Source organism: Achromobacter sp. PD1 (assembly GCF_048541815.1).
Classification (GTDB): Bacteria; Pseudomonadota; Gammaproteobacteria; order Burkholderiales; family Burkholderiaceae_B; genus Achromobacter; species Achromobacter bronchisepticus_A.
Window position 1 is genome coordinate 934,119 of record NZ_CP183349.1, and the last position, 17,350, is coordinate 951,468.

The 17,350-nt window shown below is 66.1% G+C and carries 16 protein-coding genes and 1 other RNA gene; 8 read left to right on the plus strand and 9 right to left on the minus strand.

Translation table 11 applies throughout. The annotated features are described in order from the left end of the window. Nucleotides 1–17: 17 nt before the first annotated feature. The 3 genes from ACM1PE_RS04275 to ACM1PE_RS04285 are packed head-to-tail and all read right to left on the minus strand — an operon-like array spanning nt 18 to nt 3,416. Nucleotides 18–2,147: an acetate--CoA ligase family protein gene (locus ACM1PE_RS04275; RefSeq protein ID WP_419342596.1), complete on the minus strand. Its 2,130-nt coding sequence runs from the start codon at nt 2,145–2,147 to the stop codon at nt 18–20. After that, nucleotides 2,144–2,632, minus strand: coding sequence for a MaoC/PaaZ C-terminal domain-containing protein (locus ACM1PE_RS04280; protein ID WP_419342597.1), 489 nt, complete (start codon nt 2,630–2,632; stop codon nt 2,144–2,146). The genes ACM1PE_RS04275 and ACM1PE_RS04280 overlap by 4 nt, the downstream gene beginning before the upstream one ends. A gap of 31 nt (nt 2,633–2,663) precedes the next feature. Continuing rightward, nucleotides 2,664–3,416 carry a beta-ketoacyl-ACP reductase gene (locus ACM1PE_RS04285; RefSeq protein ID WP_419342598.1) on the minus strand — a complete coding sequence of 251 codons (753 nt, stop codon included), beginning with the start codon at nt 3,414–3,416 and terminating at the stop codon, nt 2,664–2,666. 228 nt (nt 3,417–3,644) lie between these two features. Between ACM1PE_RS04285 and ACM1PE_RS04290 the strand changes: the two genes are divergently transcribed. The 7 genes from ACM1PE_RS04290 to ACM1PE_RS04320 all read left to right on the plus strand — a co-directional run bounded on the left by ACM1PE_RS04290 (nt 3,645) and on the right by ACM1PE_RS04320 (nt 10,915). Next, nucleotides 3,645–4,610 carry a tripartite tricarboxylate transporter substrate binding protein gene (locus ACM1PE_RS04290; RefSeq protein WP_251877282.1) on the plus strand — a complete coding sequence of 322 codons (966 nt, stop codon included), beginning with the start codon at nt 3,645–3,647 and terminating at the stop codon, nt 4,608–4,610. Nucleotides 4,611–4,692: 82 nt separating this feature from the next. Beyond that, nucleotides 4,693–5,676, plus strand: coding sequence for a Bug family tripartite tricarboxylate transporter substrate binding protein (locus tag ACM1PE_RS04295; protein ID WP_118933418.1), 984 nt, complete (start codon nt 4,693–4,695; stop codon nt 5,674–5,676). Between the two features lie 51 nt (nt 5,677–5,727). Next, nucleotides 5,728–6,588 (plus strand): MaoC/PaaZ C-terminal domain-containing protein, encoded by an 861-nt coding sequence (locus ACM1PE_RS04300; RefSeq protein WP_419342599.1) that lies wholly within the window; start codon nt 5,728–5,730, stop codon nt 6,586–6,588. A 19-nt stretch (nt 6,589–6,607) separates the two neighbouring features. Beyond that, nucleotides 6,608–8,137, plus strand: coding sequence for an AMP-binding protein (locus ACM1PE_RS04305; RefSeq protein WP_419342600.1), 1,530 nt, complete (start codon nt 6,608–6,610; stop codon nt 8,135–8,137). 30 nt (nt 8,138–8,167) lie between these two features. After that, nucleotides 8,168–9,307: an acyl-CoA dehydrogenase family protein gene (locus ACM1PE_RS04310; protein ID WP_306633608.1), complete on the plus strand. Its 1,140-nt coding sequence runs from the start codon at nt 8,168–8,170 to the stop codon at nt 9,305–9,307. Between the two features lie 37 nt (nt 9,308–9,344). Further along, on the plus strand, nt 9,345–10,502 hold the full coding sequence (locus ACM1PE_RS04315) for an acetyl-CoA acetyltransferase (protein WP_054450871.1): 1,158 nt from the start codon (nt 9,345–9,347) through the stop codon (nt 10,500–10,502). A gap of 2 nt (nt 10,503–10,504) precedes the next feature. Further along, the gene (locus ACM1PE_RS04320) at nt 10,505–10,915 is read left to right on the plus strand and encodes a Zn-ribbon domain-containing OB-fold protein (protein ID WP_419342601.1); all 411 of its coding nucleotides are present in this window, start codon (nt 10,505–10,507) and stop codon (nt 10,913–10,915) included. 36 nt (nt 10,916–10,951) lie between these two features. On the opposite strand, the gene ACM1PE_RS04325 is transcribed toward ACM1PE_RS04320, so the two are convergent. After that, nucleotides 10,952–11,887, minus strand: a complete 936-nt coding sequence (locus ACM1PE_RS04325) for an alpha/beta hydrolase (RefSeq protein WP_059374531.1) — start codon at nt 11,885–11,887, stop codon at nt 10,952–10,954. A gap of 120 nt (nt 11,888–12,007) precedes the next feature. Here ACM1PE_RS04325 and ACM1PE_RS04330 point away from each other — a divergent pair, with 120 nt between their 5' ends. Continuing rightward, a complete protein-coding gene (locus ACM1PE_RS04330; RefSeq protein WP_223283432.1) occupies nt 12,008–12,964 on the plus strand; it encodes a LysR family transcriptional regulator in 957 nt (318 codons plus the stop codon). Nucleotides 12,965–13,037: 73 nt separating this feature from the next. On the opposite strand, the gene ssrA is transcribed toward ACM1PE_RS04330, so the two are convergent. The 5 genes from ssrA to ompA form a co-directional block, all read right to left on the minus strand. Further along, nucleotides 13,038–13,426: a transfer-messenger RNA gene (gene ssrA, locus ACM1PE_RS04335) on the minus strand. A gap of 91 nt (nt 13,427–13,517) precedes the next feature. Further along, the gene (locus ACM1PE_RS04340; RefSeq protein ID WP_419342602.1) at nt 13,518–14,696 is read right to left on the minus strand and encodes an MFS transporter; all 1,179 of its coding nucleotides are present in this window, start codon (nt 14,694–14,696) and stop codon (nt 13,518–13,520) included. 345 nt (nt 14,697–15,041) lie between these two features. Next, complete coding sequence (locus ACM1PE_RS04345; protein WP_059374526.1) at nt 15,042–15,716, minus strand: HAD-IA family hydrolase; 675 nt, start codon at nt 15,714–15,716, stop codon at nt 15,042–15,044. Beyond that, the gene (ubiG, locus tag ACM1PE_RS04350) at nt 15,713–16,441 is read right to left on the minus strand and encodes a bifunctional 2-polyprenyl-6-hydroxyphenol methylase/3-demethylubiquinol 3-O-methyltransferase UbiG (RefSeq protein ID WP_118933412.1); all 729 of its coding nucleotides are present in this window, start codon (nt 16,439–16,441) and stop codon (nt 15,713–15,715) included. Before ubiG ends, ACM1PE_RS04345 begins: the two co-directional genes overlap by 4 nt. A gap of 161 nt (nt 16,442–16,602) precedes the next feature. Continuing rightward, nucleotides 16,603–17,184 (minus strand): outer membrane protein OmpA, encoded by a 582-nt coding sequence (gene ompA, locus ACM1PE_RS04355; protein WP_013392385.1) that lies wholly within the window; start codon nt 17,182–17,184, stop codon nt 16,603–16,605. Between the last annotated feature and the right edge of the window lie 166 nt (nt 17,185–17,350).

Below are 17,350 nucleotides of genomic sequence, written 5' to 3' on the forward strand. Positions count from 1 at the left end.
GGGCGTTGCGGCGGCGGTCATGATGGGCGTTGCTCCAGGCCGGCGTCCGCGCCGGGGCGCAGGCCGATCAGCGCGTCCAGCGGCATCGCGCCCTGTCCTTCGGCGCCGACCCAGACCGGGTTGAGCTCCAGTTCCTGCAAAGCGTCGCGGCGGCTCCAGGCAAAGTCCGATACCCGCAGGATCAGGTCCTCCAGCGCGGCAAGGTCGGCGGGCGCCTGGCCGCGCACGCCGTCCAGCACGTCGGCATGGCGGATCTCGCGCAGCAAGGCGCGAGCATCGTCGCGCGACAGCGGCACCATGCGGTGCGCCACGTCGCGGATGGTCTCGACGAAGATGCCGCCCAGGCCGAAGGTCAGCACCAGGCCGAAGGCCGCATCGCTGTGCACGCCGACCAGCACCTCGCGGCCGCCCGGCGGCAGCATGCGTTCCACCAGGATGCCGTCGATGACGGCATCGGGATGATGGCGCGCGACGGATTCGCGGATGGCGGCATAAGCTTCGCGCGCCGCGCCGGCGCTGGCGATGCCCAGCTTGACGCCGCCCGCTTCGGTCTTGTGCGCGATCTGGGCGCTGACCACCTTCATCACCACGGGAAAGCCCAGGCGCTCGGCTTCGCGGGCCGCCTGGTCGGCGCTGGCGGCCACCACCCCTTCAGGTATCGGCAGGCCGGCCGCACGCAGCATCGCCTTGGCCGCGGCTTCGCTGAGCATGCAGGCCTGGCCGGTAGCGGCGTCCACGTGCGCGGGGGGCGCAACCGCCCTGCGGTCGGGCCGTTTCCAAGGGATGGCCTTGGACAGCGCCGCGATCGCATCCGACAGCGACAGGAACGGCAGCAAACCGGCGGTTTCCAGCAGCTGGAAGCCGCCGCCCAGGCGCCGGCTCATCCAGACCGGCACGATCAAGGTTTCGGTTTCGGCCGCCACCGTGGCGATGGCCTGCGCCATGCCGTCGGTGATGGAACCGTAATCCATGGGGATGGGGAACAGCACCGTGCCCACCGCCGGGTCGGCGCATATGGCGCGCAGGCAGGCCGCCGAGGCCTCGGGGTTGCGCAGGATGTCGGCGGTGGTGTCGACGGGGTTGTCGATGCTGGCGAAGTCCGGCAGCAGCTTGCGCAAGGCGGCCTTGGTCTCGGGCGCGAAGGACGCCATCGGCAGGCCGGCGGCGCCGGCGATATCGGCGGCCAGCGCGGCGGTCCCGCCCGAAAACGTATAGATGCACAGGCCATTGCCGCTCTTGGGCGTGATGCGCGTGAGCAGGCGCGAGACCGCCAGCAATTGGTCCAGGTCGTCCACTTCGATCGCGCCGAATTGGCGGAACACCGCGCTGTTGACGGCGGCCGTGCCGGCTACCGACGCCGTATGCGACTGCGCGGCGCGCACGCCGGCTTCGGAGCGGCCGACCTTCAGCACCACCACCGGCTTGTTGCGGGCGCGCGCCAGCTCCAGCGCGGCGGTCAAGCGCCTGCCATCCTTCACGCCTTCCATCAGCAAGGCGATCACGCTGGTTTTCGGATCGTTCGCCATGTGGGCAATGAAGTCAGGAATCTCCAGGTCGACCTCGTTGCCGGCGGAAAACCACAGGCCCACGCCCTGGCCGTAGGACAGGCCTTGCAGCAGGTTGCGGCCGAGTCCGCCGCCCTGGGTTGCCAGGCCGATGGAGCCGGTATTCAGATCGTCCTTGAAGGCGGGCGAAAAGGTCATGCCCAGCCGGTCGCGGACATTGACGAAGCCCGGACAGTTCGGCCCGTAGACATGCAGGCCGGTGGCTTCGCACAGCTCGGCGATCTCGCGTTCGAGCCGCTGGCCTTCCTCGCCCGCCTCGGAAAAGCCGGAGGTCATGACCACCGCGAAAGGAATCCCGCGCGCCGCGCATTGCCGCAAGGCATCCAGCACCAGCGAGGCGTTGATCATGATCAGGGCCACGTCGATCTCGGCCTGTGGCAAGGCGCTGATGGAGGGCCAGCAAGGCCGACCGCCTATCTCCTGGTAAGCGGGATTGACCGCGTATATCTCGCCTGGCACCGAGGAATGCAGCGCCAGGTTGTCGTAAAGGCGGCGTCCCTGGCTGGATTCACGGGCGGACGCGCCGACCACGGCGATGTTGCGCGGATTGACGAAGCGGCTGAGGTCTGCGAACGGCTTCATGCCTGACCCTCCATGGCACGCAGCACCATCGCGAAGTCGGCCTGGACCGCTACCTCGCCGCGCTGATTGATGGCTTCGCGCCGGAACACCACCTTGTCCTTGCCGGGCCGGTACTGCTTCGTCTTTTCCGTCACCGTTACCCGCACCACGATGGTGTCGCCGATGAAGGTGGGTTTGGGAAAGCGGCAGTTGATGTCGATCAGCGCCAGCACGTAGGGCTCCAGCTGGCGGTAGCCGCTGGACTGGGTGGTCAGCCCGGACAGCACGGACAGCACCAGCAGGCCGTGGGCGATGCGCTGGCCGAAGGGTGTGGCGCTGGCGTATTCGTGGTCGACGTGCAGGCGGTTGAAATCGCCCGACAGGCAGGCGAAGTTGACGATGTCGCTTTCGGTAATGGTGCGGCCGGCGGATTCGAAATGGTGGCCGACCTCCAGCGGCGGCTGGATGGGTAGCGGGGGCTGGCTGACTGGGCTTGCGCTTTGCATGGCTGATCGGATTCCGGATGGGAGGGGCGTTTTACGACGCGTAGCGGCCGCCGGTCACGTGCAGCAGTTCGCCCGTGATGAAGGAGGACCGCTCGGAAGCCAGGAAGGCCACCGCGTTGGCGATGTCCTCGACCGCGCCCAGGCGCGGCACCGGCTGGCGCGCCAGCGCATTGGCGCGCAGGGTTTCGTAGGTGGACAGGCCGCGCACCAGCGGCGTTTCGATCAGCCCCGGGGCGATGGCGTTGGCGGTGATGTTGAACTTGCCCTGTTCCAGCGCCAGCGCGCGGGTGAAGCCGATCAGGCCGGCCTTGGCGGCCGAGTAGTTGGTCTGGCCGGGATTGCCCCAGTGCGCGCGCGAGGCGATGTTGATGACGCGGCCCCACTTCCTTTCCATCATCGAGGGCAGGGCGGCCTTGGTGCAGTAGTAGGCGCCTTTCAGGATGGTGTCGACCACCGAATCCCAGTCCTCCAGCGGCATCTTGAGCAGGTACTTGTCGCGCGTGAAGCCGGCGTTGTTGACCAGGATGTCGATGCCGCCGAACTTGTGCGCGGCCAGCTCGGCCATGGTCTGGACCTGTTCCGCATCGCAGACGTCGAGCACGGCGCCGATAGCCTCGTGACCGGCCTGCTTCAGGCTGCCGACCGCCTGTTCCACCGATTCGGGGTTGATGTCGGTAATGACGATGCGGGCGCCTTCCTGCGCCAGGGCCAATGCCGACGCATAGCCGATGCCGCGGCCGGAACCCGTGATGACAGCGACTTTACCGGTGAGTTGCAGGTCCATCTCCATTCCCCTTCTGTAGCTGATGGCGCCCGGCGCCCTGGACCCGAAATCCAACATCCCGGGATAGGCGCCTGGCAGGTTTGAATTTATTCCGAGGTTCCGAACAAATATACACATCACCGGAATTCTTGACAATTAATATCGGCACGTCGTTATACTGTTCGGCATGTCGGAAATAAGTAGGCCCGGCATTCCCATATCTCTAAAAAAACGGAAGGAGATCGACTCATGGCAATGTTGAAGGGATTGTTGGCCGCGGTACTGAGCCTGGCTGCCGCAGGCGCAGCCAGCGGGGCCGACGCTTATCCGGACAAGCCGGTGCGGGTGTACGTGGGCTTCGCGCCCGGCGGCGCCACCGACCTGCTTGCCCGCCTGTACGCCAAAAAGCTCGGCGAACGTTTCAACCAGACTTTCATCGTGGAAAACCGCCCGGGCGCCGGCGGCAACATCGCGATCCAGGCGCTGACGCAGGCGCCGGCCGACGGCTACACGATCGCGATGGCGGCCAACTATGTGGCGGCCAACGCCGCCATGAAGCGCAACCCCTACGACTGGGAGCGCGACCTGATGCCCATAGGCATGGTGGCGTCCACGCCCAACATTCTGGTGGTGCCGCCCGGCTCCAGCATCCAGAGCGTCGACGACCTGGTGCGCAAGGCCAAGGCCGGCGGCAACAAGCTGACCTTCGCCTCGGCCGGCATGGGCTCGTCCATCCACCTGGCGGGCGAGCTGTTCAAGGTCATGGCCGGCGTCGACATGACCCACGTGCCCTACAAGGGGGTGTCGCCGGCGGAGGTGGACCTGATGTCGGGCACCGTGGACATGATGTTCGGCAGCGTTTCCACCGCCATCCCGCTGGTGCAGTCCAAGAAGCTGAAGGCGCTGGCCGTGACCGGGCGCGAGCGCATGAAGGCGATGCCCGACCTGCCCACCATCGAGGAGGCCGGCCTCAAGGGCTACGACGTGGAAGCGGTGTACTTCATGGCGGCGCCCGCCAAGGTGCCGGCGCCAGTCCTGAAGAAGCTGGCCGATGCCGTGGCCGACATCAACAAGCAGCCCGATGTGCAGGAGTTCATGGACCGGATCTACGCCCGGCCCCTGACCGGCGGCCCCGAAGAGGCCCGGGCCTTCCTGAAGGGCGAAGTGAAGAAGTGGCAGGGCGTGGTCGACGCCACCGGCATGAAGGTGGATTGACGCGCGGCAACGGGTCCGTACGCCGGATTCGAGACAGCGGGCGCCACAAGCCCGCGGACACAAAACCAATCAGGAGACATACATGAACACACGCAGGCGATACACGCTGGCAGTGCTGGCCGGCCTGATGACCGCAATAACCTTGCCGCAGATGTCGCACGCGGCCGATGACTATCCGAACAAACCCCTGCGCCTGATCGCGCCCAGTTCGCCTGGCGGAATCCTGGACATCACCAGCCGGGTGATAGGCAAGAAGCTGTCAGAGCGGCTCGGTCAGCCGGTGGTGGTGGAGAACATGGCAGGCGCGGCCGGCATCCTGGGCATGCAAGGCCTGCTGCGCGCCGAGCCCGACGGCTACACGATGGTCATGGGCAGCAGCGGCCCGAACGCGGTCAATTACACGCTGTACAGCAAGCTGCCGTACGCAATGTCCGACTTCGCCCCGGTGATCCGCATCATCACCATGCCGAACGCGCTGGTGGTCAACGCCAACGCGCCGGTCAAGACGCTGGCGGAGTTCCGCGACTATGCCCGCAAGAAGCAGGGCAACCTGTCCATGGCGGTTTCCATGATCGGCACGTCCGGACACCTGGGCGGAGAGCTGCTGAAGAACCGCCTGGACTTCACCGCGGTCACCGTGCCCTACAAGGGCGCCGCGCCCGCGACCAACGACCTGGTCGCGGGCCAGGTCGATTTCACTGTCGAGAACGTGATCACCGTCGCGCCGCTGGTCAAGGCGGGCAGGCTGCGGGCGCTGGCGGTTACCACCCGCGAGCGCAGCCAGATCCTGCCCGATGTGCCGACGCTGGCCGAGCAAGGCTATCCCGATGTGGACGTCGGCGCCTGGCTGGGCGTACTGGTCGCGGCGCGCACGCCGCCGGCGGTGGTCGCGCGGCTGAACACGGAGCTCAACGCGGTCCTGGCCGATGAAGAGGTGAAGAAGCAGCTGGCGCAGCAGGGCGGCATTCCGCTGGGCGGCACGCCGGCCGAGTTCGACAGCTTCATCCGGTCGGAAAAAGACCGTTGGGAAAAAATCATCAAGGCCGCCGGCATCAAGGCGGAATGACCAGCATGCCGGCGGCCTGGCGCTGCCGGCATGCGTAGGGAGGCATGATCCATGGCAATCGATTATCAAAACCTGCGCAACTGGAAGTTCGAGGACCGCGTCGACCGCTACAGCGCGCGCGACTGCATGATCTACGCGCTGGGCCTGGGCTACGGCAGCGACCCTGCCGATGAAGCCGAGCTGCGCTACGTGCACGAGGACGGGACGGCCGTGGTGCCGACTTTCCTGGCCACCATCGGCGCGCCCAACGGCTGGGCCGCCGATCCGGCCACCGGCATAGACTGGGTCAAGATCCTGCACGGCGAGCATCGCATGACCTTCCACGCGCCGCTGGCCGCGGCCGGCGCGGTGCGCAGCCAGACCCGCGTCACGCGGGTGGTGGACAAGGGCGCCAGCAAAGGTGCGCTGGTGGTGACCGTGCGCGACATTTCGGACGCCGACAGCGGCGCGCCGCTGGCCACGGTGGAGCATGTGTCGTTCTGCCGCGCCGATGGCGGCTTCGGCCAGGGCGACGAACCGCCCGAGGCCTTGCCGGCCACGCCGCAACGCGAGCCCGATCAGGTCGTGCTGCTGTCCACACTGCCGCAGCAGGCATTGCTCTATCGCCTGAACGGCGATCTCAATCCGGTGCACGCGCTGCCGCACATGGCGCGCACGGCGGGCTTCGACCGGCCCATCCTGCATGGCCTGTGCACCTATGGCATGGCGGCGCGCGCGCTGCTGCAGGCCTGCGCGCCCGGGGGGGCGCAACGCCTGGGCGCCATCGCCGCGCGCTTTTCCGCGCCGTTCTTTCCAGGCGAGACGCTGCGCGTGGAGATCTGGCGCGACGGCGACCGCCTGCAATTCCGCGCGCTGGCGCACGAGCGCGGCACAGTGGTGCTGAGCCACGGCGCCGCCAACCTGGCGCATTGAGAGAAACCAGAGGTGAACCATGTCTGTACTTGAAGCCCATGCTCGGGAGATGCCCGATGGCATCGCCTACCGCATGATTCCGTCCGGCACCACGGTGACCTGGCGCGAGTTGGAACTGCGCAGCCGCAAATGCGCGGCGGCCTTGCTGGACGCCGGCCTGCAACCCGGCGACGTGATCGCGGTGTTCCTGGAGAACCATCCGCGCTTCTTCGAACTGTTGTGGGCCGCGCACCGCGTCGGCCTGTACTACTCCACCATCAGCCGCCACCTCAAGCGCGAGGAAGCGCGCTACATCATCGAGAACTGCGACGCGCGGGTGTTGTTCTACTCCGGCCACACCCAGGCCGAAACGGATGCGGATGCGCTGGATGCGCGCGGCGTGCTGCGCGTGAGTATGGACGGCGCGGACGCCAGCGCGATCCAGTACGAAGACTGGACCGGCCGCTACGCCTACGACGTGGCCCTGCCCGAAACCCCGGAGGGCACGGACTTCCTGTATTCGTCGGGGACCACCGGACTGCCCAAGGGCATCAAGCGCCCGCTGTCCGTGGCCAACCGCTATTTCCGCGTCGGCGACGCGCCCAGCAGCGCCTGGAAGGCCTTCGACCGCGACACCGTCTATCTGTCCACCGCGCCGTTCTACCACGCGGCCCCGGTGCGCTGGAACATGGCGGCGCTGCGGGCGGGCGGCAGCTGCGTCATGATGGAAAAATTCGACGCGGCCGCGGCGCTGGAGGCCATCGCCACCTATGGCGTTACCCATTCGCAATGGGTGCCGACCATGTTCATCCGCCTGCTGCGCCTGCCGCCAGAGGAGCGCGCGCGACACGACCTGTCCACGCTGCGCTACGCGGTGCACGCGGCCGCGCCGTGCCCAGCCGACGTCAAGGAGGCGATGATCGCGTGGTGGGGGCCGATCCTGTACGAGTACTACAGCGGCACCGAACTGGTGGGACGCACCTCGCTGGGCTCCGACGAGTGGCTGGCGCACCGCGGCTCGGTCGGCCGGCCGGAGTTCGGCCAGGCCCACATCATGAGCGAGGACGGGCTGAACGAACTGCCCGCGGGCCAGCCTGGCGTCATCTATTTTTCCGGCGGCGGTTCCTTCGAATATCACAAGGATCCGGCCAAGACGCGCGGCGCCTACAACGCGCGCGGCTGGGCCACCTACGGCGATATCGGCTATCTGGACCAGGACGGCTATCTGTACCTGACAGACCGCCTGTCCAACATGATCGTGTCGGGCGGCGTCAACATCTATCCCCAGGAAGCGGAGAACCTGCTGAGCACGCATCCCGCGGTGGCCGACGTGGCGGTGGTCGGCGTGCCGAACACGGAGTTCGGCGAGGAGGTGAAAGCGGTGGTGCAACTGCGCGATCCCGCCGCCGCCAGCCCCGACCTGGCGCAGCAGCTCATCGCCTACTGCCGCGACCGGATCTCGCCCATCAAGTGCCCGAAGAGCGTGGACTTTTCCAGCGACATGCCGCGCACCGAGACCGGCAAGCTGCTCAAGCGCCTGGTCAAGCAACGCTACTGGCCGCAAGCCTAGGCGGCCCGCCATGACAGACCAGGAGACCGCATGAACCCGCAGCGCAAGCTTTTCTCGGCGGAGCACGAACTGTTCCGCGACACGGTGGCGCGCTTCATTGCGCAAGAGATCACGCCCCATCACTACCAATGGGAACAGGAAGGCCTGGTGCCGCGCGAGCTGTGGCGCAAGGCCGGCGCGGCCGGAATCCTGCTGCCCAGCACGCCGGAGGAATACGGCGGCGGCGGCGGCGACTTCCTGCACACCATCATCGTGGTGGAAGAGATCGCCCGCGCGCTGGCCACCGGCGTCACCGGCTTCACCACCCATTCCGACATCGTCGCGCCCTACCTGCTGAACTTCGGCAGCGAACGCCAGAAGCAGCGCGACCTGCCCGGCATGGCCCAGGGCGACATCGTGGCGTCCATCGCCATGACCGAGCCGGGCGCGGGCAGCGACGTCAAGGCGATACGCACCGCGGCGGCCAAGGCGCAGGGCGGTTATGTCATCAACGGCCAGAAGACCTTCATCACCAACGGCTTCCATGCCGACCGCGTGCTGGTGGTGGCCAAGACCGATCCCGCCGCCGGCGCCCGCGGCATCAGCCTGTTCTGGGTCGATACCGCGACGCCCGGATTCACCCGCGGACGCCTTTTGGACAAGGTCGGGCAGAAGGCGCAGGACACGGCCGAACTATTTTTCCAGGACATGTTCGTGCCGGACGCGGACATGCTGGGCGAGCCGGGGCAGGGCTTCGGCTATCTGATGAAGGAACTGGTGCGCGAGCGCCTGATGATCGCGGTGCGCTGCGCCATGGCGCTGGAGAGCGCGCTGCAATGGACCGTCGACTACACCAAGAACAGGCGCGCTTTCGACAAGGCGTTGATCGACAACCAGCACATCCGCTTCAAGCTGGCCGACATCAAGACCCTGGCCGCCGCCACCCGCGCCTTCGTCGACGGCTGCGTGCAGCAATACCTGGATGGCGAGCTCGATGCCGGCGGCGCGGCCATGGCCAAGCTGTGGGCTTCTGAAGCTACCAGCGCCATCGACGACCTGCTGCAGTTCCACGGCGGCTACGGCTACATGCGCGAATACCCCATCGCCCGCGCCTACACCGACGTGCGGCCCAACCGGATTTACGGCGGCGCTTCGGAGGTCATGCGCGAGCTGATCGCGCGGACGCTTTGAACCTTCTTCTTCGACTTCGACAGGAACAGATCCCTACATGAGCAAGCATCTCTCGAAATCGGTCGCCATCGTCGGCGCCGCGGAATCCGACCTGGGGAAAGTGCCCGGGATGACCTCGCTGGACCTGCAGGCGCAGGCAGCGGCCCGCGCGTTGCGCGATGCCGGGTTGACGCTCAAGGACGTCGACGGCGTGTTCGCGCACGTGGACGACAAGTTCGCCGGCCTGCACCTTGCGGAATACCTGGGCATACGGCCGCGCTACGTCGATTCGACCAGCGTGGGCGGCATGTCCAGCGTCATGCACATCCGCCACGCCATGGCCGCCATCGAGGCCGGCATGTGCGAGGTGGCGCTGGTGGCCTACGGCAGCACCCAGCTGTCGGACGGCACACGCAAAGTGGGCGGCACGCCCGAAGACATGCGCATGCCGCGCGGGCAGTTCATCACGCCGTATGGGCAGCTGAGCCCCATCGGCTACTACGCGATGGTGGCGCAGCTGCACATGCAGCGCTACGGCACCACGCACAAGGACCTGGCCGAAGTGGCGGTGGCGGCGCGCAAATGGGCGCAGCTCAATCCCAAGGCCTACCGCCGCGAGGACACCTCGATCGAGGAAGTCATGGCGTCCAAGATGATTGCCGATCCTCTACGCCAGCGCGACTGCTGCCTGGTGACCGACGCCGGCGGCGCGGTCATCATCACGTCCGCGGCACGCGCCCGCGAACTCAAGCGGCCGCCGGTCTACGTGATGGGCATCGCCGAATCCTTCTCGCACCACTACACGCCTTTCAACACCGCGGACTGGCTGGACACCAATGTGGCGCAGACGGCGGACGCCGCGCTGGCCATGGCCGGCGTCACGCGCGCCGACATCGATGTGGTGCAGATCTACGACCACTTCACCATCGGCGTGATCCAGTCGCTGGAGGAACTGGGCTTCTGCAAGCGCGGGGAGGGCGGGGCCTTCGTGGCGGACGGGCGCCTGGCTCCCGGAGGCGACTTCCCCATCAATACCTCGGGCGGCGGCCTGTCCTATAACCATCCCGGCCAGTTCGGCATGCTGCTGCTGCTCGAGGCCGTGCACCAATTGCGCAAGGAATGCGGTGAGCGTCAGCTGCCCCGCGCCGAGCTGGCCTTGGTGCATGCGCCCGGCCTGGTTTTTTCCTGCAATACCACCCTGATACTCGGAGTCTGACCATGGATCTCGCTCAACGCCCGCTGCCGCAACCGACCCGGATCACCCAGCCCTACTGGGATGCGGCGAAGGACAACCGCCTGGTCATCCAGCAGTGCGGCTGCTGCAAGACGCGCCAGTTCTATCCGCGCGAATTCTGCACGGCCTGCCTGTCCGACAGCATCGAATGGATCGACTCCGCAGGCCAGGGCACCGTCTACACCTACACCGTCAACCGGCGCCCGAGCAACGCGGCCCTGAGCGAAAAAGTGCCTTATGTCGTCGCCATGATCGACCTGGACGAAGGCGTGCGCATGATGGCAAACATCATCGACAGCCCGCCCGAGGCGGTCCGGATAGGAAGCCGGGTGCGGGTGTGCTTCGAACAGGTATCGGACGAAATCACCTTGCCGCAGTTCAGGCTGGAGGCTTGAGCACAGCGCCGGCCAGTGGCCGGCGTTGCTGCGTGGCTACAGGTGCTGCTTGAAGAAAGGAACCAGCTCGGCCATGGCCAGCGCCACGGGTTCGGGCTTGTCATAGAGGTCGTAGTGCGACCAGCCTTCGACCAGCACCATGCGCTTGTCCCTGGAGCCGGCGCGGCCGTAGATTTCCCAGCCGTCGCGGTAGGCGCCGAAGCCGCCCGGCTTGCTGCCCATCACCACCATCAGCGGCTGGGTCAGCAGCACTTCCGCGTTCAGGAAGGCATCCCAGCCCATCGCGGCGCTATTGAAGGAGTACAAACCGCTGGTCGCGCCATTGGGCTGCCGGCCGCGCGGCGTCTTGTAGTACTCGGTGGCTTCCAGCAGGTCGATGTCGGTGATGCCGGCCTGCTTGCCCGCTTCCACCGAGTCCGGCAGGTAATTGATGATGTGGGGCGCGGCGCCCTTGGCCTCCGCCGTGCGCTGCTTGGCCATGGCCTCGATCGCGGCCACCGGATCGAAATTGGCGAAACCCTCCCGGATCAGGCGCCCGAAATTCACGCCTGTGATCGAGGCCAGCGCCTTGATGCGGTGGTCGGTGATGGCGGCGTGGATGGTATAGGCGCCGCCGCCGCAGATGCCGATCGCGCCGATGCGGTTCTCGTCCACATAGGGCAGCGACTGCAGATAGTCGATGGCGTAGCGGATGTCGGACACGCGGATGGCTGGATCCTCCATATAGCGGGGCTCGCCGCCGCTGGCGCCCTGGAAGCTCGCGTCGAAGGCCAGGACGATGAAGCCCTCCTTGGCCAGTCCGGCGCCGTACACATTGCCGCTGGTCTGTTCCTTGCAGCTGCCGATGGGGTGGGTGCTGACGATGGCCGGATACTTTTTCTTCTCGTCGAAACCCGGCGGCAGGTAGAGGTCGGCGGCCGTGTCCCAGCCCAGGTTCCGGTAGCTGACGTGCTTGATGGTGGTCGAGGTCATGATGGTTTCCTTGTCGGGCGGTGTGTGCCAGAGGATGGGGTGATCAGTGATGCAATGGAGTCATCTTAGGAGCGCCATTGATTAAGATAAATACGCATTGAAGGACATGAGAGTTAAGCTATGCTTACCAATATGCCCATGTCGCCTTCGCTACTCCCCGCGCTCGCCTGGTTCGCGCACATCGCCCGCCATCGCAGCTTCACCAAGGCCGCGTCGGAAATGGAAGTGTCGCGCGCGGCCCTGTCGCAGCAGTTGAAGGCGCTGGAACAGCAGCTGAACGTGCGGCTGCTGCATCGCACGACCCGCGACATGTCGCTGACCGAAGAAGGGCAACGGCTGTTCGATGCGCTTGCGCCCGCGCTCGCGTCCATCGAGCGCGCAGTCGGCGAACTGGGCGAGGCCTGCGCCGAGCCCGCCGGGCTGATCCGCATCAACACCTCGCGGCCGGCCGCGAGGTTGTTGCTGGAGCCGGGCATGACCCGCTTCCTGGCGGCCTACCCGAAGTTGCGGCTGGAACTGGTCATGAACGACGGCTTCGCCAACATCGTGGCCGAAGGGCTGGACGTCGGCATCCGGCTGGGCGAAAGCCTGGACGAACACATGGTCGCGGTGCCGGTGACCCCCATGCTGGAAATGGCCATCGTCGGCGCGCCGGCCTACTTCGAGCGCCACGGCATCCCCGAAACGCCCGCCGACCTGATGCGGCACAACTGCCTGTCCTACCGCTACACCACCAGCGGCACGATAGACCGCTGGACGTTCAATTCCCCCGATGCCGAGGGCCGCACGATCGTGCTGGAGCCGCAGGGCAACGCCGTCTTCAACGACGACGACAGCATGCTGCGCGCGGCGGTGCAGGGGGTAGGGCTGGTCCAGCACATCGACCTGTGCGTGCGCCAGCAACTGGCCGAGGGCACGCTGGTGCGCGTCCTGCGGCCGTGGTGCAAGCCATTTCCGGGATTCTTTCTTTATGTGCCGTCGCGGGCGCAAATGCCGGCCAAGATACGGGCGCTGATGGATTTTCTGGTGGAACAGCGGCGGTGGTTGGAGCAGGAGAAGCGCGACATCCTGGGGTAGCCGGCGCGCGGTTGGCGCAGGCAAATAAAAAAGGCCGGTCTGACTTTGAATCAGACCGGCCTTCTGCGGTATTTGGTGGAGCCGGGGGGAATTGAACCCCCGTCCGCAAGCCCTCCGCAACCAGTTCTACATGCGTAGTCGATTTATTTGGTTTTAACCCTGGACTTAGCCAACCGACAGGCCGGACCAGAGCGATTCACGTAATTTAAATTTGAACCGTGTGACCCCAGTTCAAACCGATTCCTTGTGAATGTCGCTGCTGCGGTTCGAGGGTTGCCCCCCTAGGAAGTTGCCTTCCCCCGCCTGACCCAAGGACAGATCAGTGCAGCGGCTCACCGCTTAAGCGGCGAGAGCGAAACGCTCGTCGTTGGCGTTTGTAGTGTTCCAGTGGTTTAACGAGCGTACTGGTGCTCGGCATGCCCTGAGTTGTTTCGCGACCCACGTCGAATCCGGATCGGCCCCAAGAACATCAATTGTACTGGGAAACGCCATAGCCTGCTGCATCGTCTGCGCCGCCATGCCCGGGCGTGGCGCAGACGATACAGGCGGGGCGTCAGGCGGCGTTGGCGCAGGCCGCCTTGGGCTCCCGGCGCGGGCGCGAGGCCGCCATCAGCGCGAAGGCCAGGATCACGGAGACGCCGACGATGACGGCCGCGGCCCAGCCCAGCGAGGCCAGCCCGTAGTTGTCGATGACGTACCCGCCGACCACGGCGCCCAGGCCGATGCCGGTATTGGCGCCCGAAATATTCAGGGACGCGGCAAAGGCCGGCGCTTCGGGCGCGGATTTCATCAGCCGCACGTGGCAGACGATGAAGAGGGCGGCTTGCGCAATGCCCCAGACGCCCAGCGCCATGGCCAGCAGGCCATGCGATTGCATCACGGGGGCGATCACGGCCAGCCCGGCCGCCATCAGCGCCGAAAAGAGCGCGGTCGCGCCCAGCGGGCTGCGGTCGACCATGCGGCCGCCCAGGGTGTTGCCGATCAAACCGACGGCGCCGAACGCCATCATGGTCCAGCCGACGATCTGGCCGTTGAAGCCGGCCAATCGCTCCAGCATGTCCGCCAGGTAGGTGTAGGCCGTGAACATGCCAGTGAAAACCAGCAGCGACAGCAGCACATGTCCCACCACGATCGGATTGCGCAGGATGCGCAGTTGCGTGATGAGCTTGACGCTATCGGCGCGGATGCGGGTGCTGGGGAAGGCGAACAGCAAGAGCAGGGCCTTGGCGAACGCCACCGCCGACAGCACGCCAAAGGCGGCGCGCCAGCCGAACGCGTCGGAAATCAGCACGCCGATGGGGATGCCGAACACCGTGGCCGCGACGATGCCGAAGGCGACCATGGAGATGGCGCGGCCGGCGCGCGCCGGGCCGACCAACTCCACGGCCGTGGCGCTGGCCAGCGACCAGAATACGGGCAGAGCCAGGGCAGGGACGAGGCGAGCCACGGCCATGACCCAGATGTTCGGCGCGACGGCCGCCAGGGCGTTGGACAGGCCGAACAGCACCAGCACGCCGATGAACAGCCGCTTGCGCTCGATATTGGCCATGAGCGCCGTGAGCAGCGGACCGGTCGCCGCCACCGTGAAGGCGAACAGCGATACCAGCAGGCCGGCCTGGGACACGGTGACGTCCAGGTCGCGGGCCAGGCCGGGCAGCAGCCCGATGATCAGGAACTCTGTCGTCAGGATGGTGAAGCCGGCGGCGGAAAGTAACAGGATGGGCAATAGCATAGGCATTCCTCTGGCGCGGCGCGGGATGGCGGCGCGCGGGCGGCGTTGTGGGCGGTCTAAAAAAAGGTCAGGGGTGCGCCGGCCGGAGCGCCGGGCAGAGCATCGGGGCCGAAAGGCGCCGGTGCGGGGATCAGTGGCGGCGGATGGTACTGGCCACAACTGCCGGCATCAGCCGGAAAAGGCAATCGGGAAGCACCCGCATGCCTTGCATGAGTCACACTTTAAGTGACTATGGTTTCAGGATAAAGGCCCTGGTGTCGGAAATATTGTTCGGGTAACTCAACTAATTCCTGCGAACAACCAAAAGGCCGGAACCGGGCCGCATGGCGGCCCGGCCGTGCAGACTTAGCGCAGATCGCTGGGCAGCAGCGGATGGATGGCGGACCAGAGTTCCGCGGGGGTATTGGCGCAGGTTTCCGCTTCCCAGGCCGTGATGTTGTCGTCCTCGCCGACGTAGCCGTAAGCGGCCGCCACCGCGGGCATGCCTGCCGCGTGCGCGGCCTGGATGTCGCGCAGGTCGTCGCCGACATAGACGCAGCGGTCTACGGCGAAGCCGGCTTCGCGCGCGGCGTGCTGCAGCGGCAGCGGGTGCGGCTTGGCGTGCGCCGTGGTGTCGCCGCAGACCAGGACCGCGCTGTCGCGCGTCAGGTCCAGGTATTCGACGATGGGCAGCGTCAGGTAGGTGACCTTGTTGGTCACGATGCCCCAGGACAGTCCGCGGCTGCGGATGTCCGCCAGCAGCGCTTCGATGCCGGGAAACAGCTTGCTGTGGACGGTCGAGCCGGCGGCGTAGTCTTCCAGGAACTGAAGGCGGGTGGGCTCGTAGTCGGCGTCGCCCGGTTTCAGGTCCAGCGCCACGCGCAGCAGGCCGCGCGCGCCCTGGGATGCGACCGGACGCAAGGCCTCGTAGGGCATCGGTTCCAGGCCCTTGCGGGTGCGCTGGCGGTTGGCCGCGGCGGCCAGGTCGGGGGCGGTGTCGGCCAGCGTGCCGTCGAAGTCGAACAGGATCAGGGCGCTCATTTGCGGGTAGCCATCAGGTAGTTGACCGAGGTGTCGGACGACAGGGTGTAGATCTGGGTGATCGGGTTGTATTCCATGCCGCGCATGCTGACCGGTTCCAGGTTGGCGCCGCGCGCGGCCGCCGACAGCTCGCTGGGCTTGATGAACTGGTCATAGCTGTGCGTGCCGCGCGGCAGCAGGCGCAGGACATATTCGGCGCCCACGATGGCGAACAGGAAGGACTTGGGATTACGGTTCAGCGTCGAAAAGAACACCCAGCCGCCCGGTTTGACCAGGGTCGAGCAGGCGCGCACGACGGATGCCGGGTCCGGCACGTGTTCCAGCATTTCCATGCAGGTCACCACATCGTACTGACCGGGTTGTTCCGCTGCGAGTTCCTCTACGGGAACCTTGCGGTACTCCACCTTCACGCCGGATTCCAGGCCATGCAGGCGAGCCACCTTCAGGGACTTGTCGGCCAGGTCGATGCCGGTGACCTCGGCGCCGCTGCGCGCCATGGCTTCGGACAGGATGCCGCCGCCGCAGCCCACGTCCAGCACCTTCTTGCCCGCCAGGCTGCCTGCGCATTCCTGGATCCATTCCAGCCGCAGCGGGTTGATGGCGTGCAGAGGCTTGAACTCGCTTTCGGGATCCCACCAGCGGCTGGCCAGGGCGCCGAACTTGTCGATTTCGGCCTGGTCGGCGTTGATGGCGGGGCGGGCGGTGTCGTGAGTTTGCGTAGTCATGGGCAGGTTCAGCGTAAGGCGACTCTATGACTCTATATATAGAGGGGTCCGTCGCGCCGGGCGAGGGAGGGGCGGCGCAGCCCTGCACCGCTTTGGTGCGTGGCTGGCGAAAAAAAAGGGCCTCGCTATGCGAGGCCCCCTTATTGTAGCTAGTCCAGCAATTACTTGCGGCTACCCACGATTTCGATCTCAACGCGACGGTTTTGGGCGCGGCCTTCCTTCGTCTTGTTGGAAGCGATCGGGTTCAGCTCACCCTTGCCTTCCGTGTAGATACGGTTCGGGTCGATACCCTTGCTGACCAGGTAGGTCTTGACCGAAGCGGCGCGGCGCTCGGACAGCTTCTGGTTGTAGGCTTCCGTACCGATCGAGTCGGTGTGGCCCACAGCAATGATGGTTTCGAGGTCGATACCGCGAGCTTGCTGGGCGACTTGGTCCAGCAGCTGACGGCCTTCGGGCTTCAGCGTCGACTTGTCGAAGTCGAAGAACGTGTCAGCATTGAACACGACCTTGGCCGCCATCGGGGCCGGCTTCGCCTTCTGTTGTGCAACCGGAACGCCGTCGCAACCGGGGATGCCGGTGGCCGGGGTCCAGAATGCATCGCGCCAGCACAGTTCGTTCGTGCCGTTCTTCCAAACGTCACCGAACGGGTTGCGCCAGTTGTCCACGGTTTGCGCGGAAGCTACACCAGAGGCCGTGACGGCGGCGAAGGCGAGCGCCAGAGCGAATTTGGAGGGTTTGTTCATGTTTCTCCTCGTTGAGCTTGAAGCTGGATAAGTGACTCGCAGCGAACCCCCGCCGCATATCAGGAAAACGGGGCCAGTATAGCAACGCCAAGAGCTGGTTCAAAGGAATAGCTACTGGGTTTCCTGCGTGCTGGAAACAATCTTAAGGCATTTGGGGGGCTTTGGC